6 protein-coding genes are annotated in these 6,517 nt (G+C 29.3%); all 6 read right to left on the reverse strand.

Translation table 11 applies throughout. The features are described from left to right. Nucleotides 1-167: 167 nt before the first annotated feature. Nucleotides 168-2,747, reverse strand: a complete 2,580-nt coding sequence (locus ABD939_RS15575) for a DEAD/DEAH box helicase family protein (RefSeq protein WP_345170498.1) — start codon at nt 2,745-2,747, stop codon at nt 168-170. A 2-nt stretch (nt 2,748-2,749) separates the two neighbouring features. After that, nucleotides 2,750-3,847, reverse strand: coding sequence for a site-specific DNA-methyltransferase (locus ABD939_RS15580; RefSeq protein WP_345170508.1), 1,098 nt, complete (start codon nt 3,845-3,847; stop codon nt 2,750-2,752). A gap of 24 nt (nt 3,848-3,871) precedes the next feature. Continuing rightward, complete coding sequence (locus ABD939_RS15585) at nt 3,872-4,480, reverse strand: site-specific DNA-methyltransferase (RefSeq protein ID WP_345170500.1); 609 nt, start codon at nt 4,478-4,480, stop codon at nt 3,872-3,874. Then, a complete protein-coding gene (locus ABD939_RS15590) occupies nt 4,481-4,678 on the reverse strand; it encodes a helix-turn-helix domain-containing protein (protein ID WP_345170502.1) in 198 nt (65 codons plus the stop codon). It lies immediately after the preceding gene. Between the two features lie 331 nt (nt 4,679-5,009). After that, a complete protein-coding gene (locus tag ABD939_RS15595; protein WP_345170504.1) occupies nt 5,010-5,432 on the reverse strand; it encodes a hypothetical protein in 423 nt (140 codons plus the stop codon). A gap of 7 nt (nt 5,433-5,439) precedes the next feature. Beyond that, a complete protein-coding gene (locus ABD939_RS15600) occupies nt 5,440-5,820 on the reverse strand; it encodes a hypothetical protein (RefSeq protein ID WP_345170506.1) in 381 nt (126 codons plus the stop codon). Nucleotides 5,821-6,517 lie beyond the last annotated feature (697 nt).

The raw sequence follows: 6,517 nt of genomic DNA on the forward strand, positions 1-6,517 counted from the left end.
AAGTACATTGGTAATAAAATAATAATTTTTACTTGTTTTTTACCTCAGTTCTTTGTTGTACACTGGCTTTTTTCCATTCAGATTGTCATTCAGCGTTGGCAAAGACATACTCTTTTGCAATTTTGGGCTTGTGATTTGTCTGTAGCGAATTGCAAATGTGTATGGCTTTATGCGTTGGCTTCATTCAGAGTGTTTTCCAGCGTTTCCTTAAATTCATTTTCGTTTTCATTATTATAAAAAGGAACTCCAGTTATCAAATATTTGTCAGAGTCAATTTCAATTGTTTTTTTATCTGCTCTAATTTCTTTTAGGAAATCTTCTTTCCATTTATCGTGTGCTTTCAAATGATTTCCTTTCGGCTCAATAAAAACTTGATATGTTAGTTCTTTTCCAGTTTTTTGTTTGCAGAATAGAACAAAATCTGGTTCAAAAGCTCTTCCTAATTTGTCAATGATTTTAATTTCTCTTTCATTACGAATCAGGTAAATATTCTCAAATGACTTTTCTAAATTCTCGAAACGTCTTGCGAACATCTTCACAAACTCTTTTTCTTCACTTGTTCCATAATTTGCATTATAAACGTACCAAGGTTCATTTGCGACTAAATCTTCTTGACCGTCAGCTCTTTCACTATCTTTATAAACTTTTATTTCCTTGTCTTTAAATACTTCGTGAACAAACTTGTTTATGTATTCAGAACCTTCATATTCAGTAAGATTAGATTTAATTTCAGATTCGATGGTTTGTAATAGTTTTTGAATAGCTAACAAATAGTCATAATTTGAAATTTCATTAAGTCTTGTTTTTGTGCCATTAAAAGTTATCTCTAAACTGCCTAAATAATCTTTATTTTCAATGAAATTAGAAAGAGATTCTATATTTGGGAAATATCGTTCCAAACTATCGAAATAATAAAAAGGGTTTTGAGATAAAGCATAACGAAGAATGTGATTTGGAATGTCGCAAACTTTAATGTCTTTTTGTTCTACTTTTTCTGTTTTAACTTCCTTTTCTTCTTTTACGAACACTCCAGACATAATTCCAATACCAGAGGAAAGTGTAAAAACTATATTTCGTTTTGATACTCCTAAATCTGAAAATGATTTTACATTGTCATAGCTTTTTTCTACTTTTTTATTGAAAATTACTTTACCAGTTTTGTAAAAATCCGTTTTCTTAAAATCAATTTTTAATGATAATTGTTTAGTCTCTATTTTGTCTTCGTCTTCATAGATACCTGTCTCTACCAATGCTTTTTTCAGCTCCGAAATATATCTGTTGTCTTCTTTTGTGTGGTAGTATAATTCTTCCAAAACTTTCAAATCATTTGAAGGCTCATCATCATATTTACGTTTATACATTTCTTGTCCTTCTTCTAGTTCGAAAGGAAAATATCTAGCACCTCGACCAATTAATTGTGCTTCTGAAAGTGTTGTTTTACCAATTTTTGTATTTGAGCCTCCTGTATTTTGACCTTCGTACAAACGAACAATATCAAATAAGTTTAAAACATCCCAACCTTCATTTAATTTTTGTACTGCAAAAACTGCTCTAATTGGATTGTTTTCATCTTCCAAAGTGTTTAAACGAATTTGATTTAATTCAGCTTCTTTGTCGTTATTAGCACTTATACAATTTTCTTCTTTAAAGTTTGATTTAATACGTTTCGCAATTTCGTTTGAAGAAAGTTTTACAGCTTTAAAAAAATCAAATGCCTTTTGAACAATTGCAACAGTTGATGTTTTTCTTATATTTTCAACTAATTCAGCAGAAAAACCATCAATCAAATTATGAAAGTTTTCTTTGTTTTGTTCTGATTCTTTGATAGTTTTTTTTGCCTTAAAAAGAATAACAGGTTTTAAATTAATATTTCTGGATGTTGCTAGCTCCTGACGATATAAATTCAAAATTAATGCTTGAATAATTCGTTCTTTTTCATCGTATAAAGACCTAATGAGATTAATTTCTTTAGAATATTTATCAATTCTAAATTGAGCTAGGTCGTATTTATGAATTACCTTATTTTGGTATTTTTCAGTTATTTCTCTGCTTTCGTAATCTAATGTAGCAGTAAATTCTAAAAGAATATTTTCTAAATTTTGTTTTAAAATTTTAGTAACTGTATTTTCCCAAGATGGTACAAATTCATCTATAACTTTTTGTTTGGTTTTCGTTGTTGAGCTTAAATGATGTGCTTCATCAGCTATTAGAACAATTTTTCTACTTTGAAAATCTTCATAAGTTACACTGTCCTCTTTGGTGTTATTTAAGTCAGAATGTAATTTATGAATTGTTGTAAAGTGAATATTGATATTGTCTTTATCTGCTTCTTCAAAGTTTGAAACATCCTTAATTAAAACATCTTTGCCATCAACAACTATTTTATCTGTAAATAAATATTTTGATGCTTGAGAGTTTAAAAAATTATCTTTTGTTTTAGTAATAATATTGTTTGAATTAACAAAAAATAAAAAATTCCGATATCCTTTTTCGAAAAGATAAATCATTAAGCCAGCCATAACAAGTGTTTTTCCACTACCTGTTGCCATATTGTAGAGTAGGTGATATGGCTTATTTGGTTTTTCCTCAAAATCCTCTTTATCTAAGTAGATATAGCGCTTAAATGCTTCTTCTTGGTATGGTCGAATACTATATTTTATATTGTCTGAAATATAATTTGGAAGTTCAACTTGCTCCAATGCTTTACGAGCAAAAGGATTATCAAATATGCTGTATAAAAATCCCATATTTAGTCCTTTTTAAGTTTGTAAAAAGCTTCTGTTGTTTCAGTTTCTTCTTTTGAAAGTAAAAAGTCCTTATTGTTAATTGAAGAAAGATTTACATACAATTGGTTTTTGTCCAATAATTCTATTAAATGTTCTTTTTGCTGTTTTAATTCTAATTTCTTGTACTCTTCAATATGTTCTTCTTGTCTTTTAATATCAACATTGTAATTCAAAAAGGATTTTGCTTTCATTTGTTCCCAAATGGCTAACAGTGTTTTACTATCTTTTGCATCTTCTATTTTATCAATAAATGTTTGATTGTACTTTTTTAACTCAAAGTAGTTAAATGAGCCACCACCTTTCCACTTTAATTTTTTTGATATTCCTGATTGGTCATTTCCATTCATTACATCTACCATTCGTGGAATAGTCATAGTATTTAAGTAATCTAGTTGTTCAACACCAATATATTGTCGATTCATTTTATGGGATACAGCACAAGTAGTTCCAGTTCCAATAAAAAAGTCTAAAACAATATCATTTTCTTCAGTACCTGCCAATAAAATTCTTTCAATTAAGGCTTCAGGTTTCTGACCTAAAAGGTCTTTTCTCTCCTTTGACTGTGAATTTATCCTTGGTATATTCCAAAGAGTACCTACAATTTTATCATTAGATTCATAATATACTACATTGCCATTCTCGTCTTTGACAGTCACCATTTTTTTGGCTTCTTTATCCCAAGTTACTTGATTTTGTTTTCTTTTATTTTTTACCGGAACTTTAACGTGTTTAAAAAACTGACTACCATTTTTCTTTGAGTAGAATAATATTGCTTCAGTATCGTTGTTGAAGTTTTTAGTAAATTGGAATTTAAATTTATTTTCATAGTACCAAACGATTTCGTTTCTAAAATTATCTCTTCCAAAAACTTGGTCCATCAATAATTTTAGATAATGAATTTCATTCCAATCTGCTTGCACATAAAAGCCTCCATCATCAGTTAATAAATCACGAGCAATTTCTAAACGACTTTTCATAAATGTTAACCAAGTCGAATGTGTAAATCTGTCATTGTACTTAAAAGAGTCTTTTTCTGTATTGTAAGGTGGGTCAATGTAAATTAACTTTACTTTGCCTGCAAATTCTTATTTCAGTGAATGAAGAGCTAAAAGATTATTGCCTTTAAGAATTAAATTGTCAGTAATTGTATCTTTTGGCAATCCTCTTTTTTTGTTTATTTCAGCATCTCTTGTAAAACCTTTGAAATTTTGCTCTCCATCCTTGTTAAAAGTTTTGGCATTTGCCAAAACTTTTGGTTCGAAAAGTTGGGTTATTTCGTCTTGTGCTAAAATTTCATTAAAGAAAATTTCCTCTCTATTTTCTTCTTCTTTGCTTTGACCTCCTTCTAAAACACAATCTTTAAATGGCCAAACTAAAGCAACTTCGTTGCGTTGTTTTAAATACTTGCCATCTATGGTTAAACCAACTTTATTTTTATATTTTGTATAGCTGTCGTTTAAGTAGTTTTTTTGTTCTAAAAATTGCACAAACAAGTTTTGGTTGAAAACTAATGTGCCTTTAATGTCTATAAAGAACTTCTCTTTTAGTTCATTATTTCCTATTAATAATTCTATAAGGTCAGCATCAAAATTCTGTGCTTTATTAATTACAACCCATTTTTTTAATTCTCCGTTATCGGTCAAAAAGTTATTTTCCTTTTTGAGTTGTTTTTCTAATGCTTCGTATAGTTTCATTTATTGGTCATTTCTTTCAATTAATAATTCTTTGACTTGTACATTCAATATTTCAGCTATCCTGTATAAGTCTTCCAAACTAGGTTGTCTTCTGTTTTGAGCATAAGAGTTCACCATATTGTAACTCTTACCTAATTGTTCAGCCAACCAGATTTGTTTAATTCCTTTTTCGTCTAAAACCTCTTTTATTCGGTTCATTTTTGAATTGTTTTAATTCAGTCCACTAATGTAAAGAACTATTCTAAATATCTCACTAAATGAGTATAAAAATAATCATTCGGTTTGAGTGAGCATTGGGAAAAGGCAAGCTCTTTTTATTTTGTGAGGCACGAGCAAAATGAAATGTGCTTGACTGTGCGGTTGGCTTTTCAGAGCTTGTGTACAACGGTCTAGTATAAGAATAGTGCGTAGTTTGAGTGCGAGGATTTTCCGAAGGAAAATCAGATGCAGCAAACAAGCACTAGCCTTCTGATTTAGGAATAAACTTACGCATTATTTTTATACGGTGTTGTGGGTAGTTTTTTATTTTTTACATTCCCACGGTTTCATAGATATAGCTAATTCCAGTTTTAGGATTTCTTAAATATCTTGAACGTTCAAATTCGTCTAATTGGTCTTTTGCATAAATCAGATAGTTTTGGTCAGGTTTAAACCATTCAGGTAATTTAGTCCAACCTTTCCACTCGTTTCCAACTGTGTCAATTTCAAGTCCGTTATATTCAACAAATTCGTCAAACCATTTTTTGTCCGATTTGAATTTAAGGAATAGCTCGTATTCTAGTGTAAAATGAGGTGATTGGTAATATTCTCCTTTTATTAATTCAATTTCTTTTGGTGGTTCGCCTCCAGACCAATATTTATATGCTTTTTCAGCATTTTTTGTTTCTGTCGAGAAACAGCCAACCAAAAGGAAAACAATTCCAATTAATGATATTTTCTTAAGTATATTCATTTATCAATCAGTAATGCACAAAGTAGGAATCTGTTTCTTCTCCGTTATCAACCATTTTAATATCAATTTCAAAAAGTTTAAATTCCATTCTATTTTTCGTTTCATTGTCAAATTCTGTAAATTCTATTTCGGCAATATCTTTTGTTATTTTATCTCCGTTATGCCATTTTTCCGCAACAATTTTTTCAATCAAAATGTTTAATTCGGCAGAAGGAACCTCACTTTCAGTTTTATACCAATTAAATTCTTGTCTTTCTTCTGGGTCAGATTTGTCATAGATTGCAATACCACTAATTGAGTCCACTGTTTCATTGGTCAGTTCAATTTTCTCTACTCCAAATAATTTGAGATATGATTTTAAAAAATTCAGTCTTTTTGATTCGTTCATTTCCGTTTTCTCAAATTACCCACAACGGTCTAGTATAAGAATAGTAGCAGATTTTTACGCATTTACTTTTCGATTAATTACAGACCTTTTTTAAATTTACTTAGTTTTAATTTAGCGATTAAACTGCTATTATTTTTATACATTGTTGTAAATAGTTATTATTCAGAGTACAAAATTTCTTTTCTCATTATCAGGTTAATTCCGCTTCTAGTTACAAAGAAAATAAAGGAAAATATTAGGATAGGGATAATACTCAATTTAAAAATCAATTCGCTATGAGGCCAAAACCAACTGTCAAAAAGCGGCCCCAACAATGACAAATAAAGTAAAATCCAAATAATAAAAGCACTAAGTTCAATTAAGAGATTCTTTCTTTTTAATACTTTTTCTAATAATGCCTTAATTGAAAAAGTAATAAGCACAAGTGATGTAAATACTGTTAAAGAAAAAAACATCCAGTCCAAGGGTTCTTTTTTGAATATAGAATTCATTCGGTTAATATGTTCAAAATAATCATATACTGTGTAGATGAAGAGAACTATTATAAAATATGTAATAGGTTTTTGGTTCATAATTATTTACAACGTGTTTGTATATGGTTTGTTGCGTGTTTTAAGCACCTAATTTAGCAAATACAAACCGAATAGAAAATCCGCGAGGATTTTCGTAAGTAGGCTAGAACTAGCAATAAATTATA

This window comes from Algibacter aquimarinus (assembly GCF_039543265.1).
GTDB classification, from domain to species: Bacteria; Bacteroidota; Bacteroidia; order Flavobacteriales; family Flavobacteriaceae; genus Algibacter_B; species Algibacter_B aquimarinus.

Excerpts from the sequence above, each read along its gene's own strand:
- ABD939_RS15575 (WP_345170498.1), bottom strand. The coding sequence starts at position 2,747 with ATGGGATTTTTATACAGCATATTTGATAATCCTTTTGCTCGTAAAGCA.
- ABD939_RS15585 (WP_345170500.1), bottom strand. The coding sequence starts at position 4,480 with ATGAAACTATACGAAGCATTAGAAAAACAACTCAAAAAGGAAAATAAC.
- ABD939_RS15595 (WP_345170504.1), bottom strand. The coding sequence starts at position 5,432 with ATGAATATACTTAAGAAAATATCATTAATTGGAATTGTTTTCCTTTTG.
- ABD939_RS15600 (WP_345170506.1), bottom strand. The coding sequence starts at position 5,820 with ATGAACGAATCAAAAAGACTGAATTTTTTAAAATCATATCTCAAATTA.
- ABD939_RS15590 (WP_345170502.1), bottom strand. The coding sequence starts at position 4,678 with ATGAACCGAATAAAAGAGGTTTTAGACGAAAAAGGAATTAAACAAATC.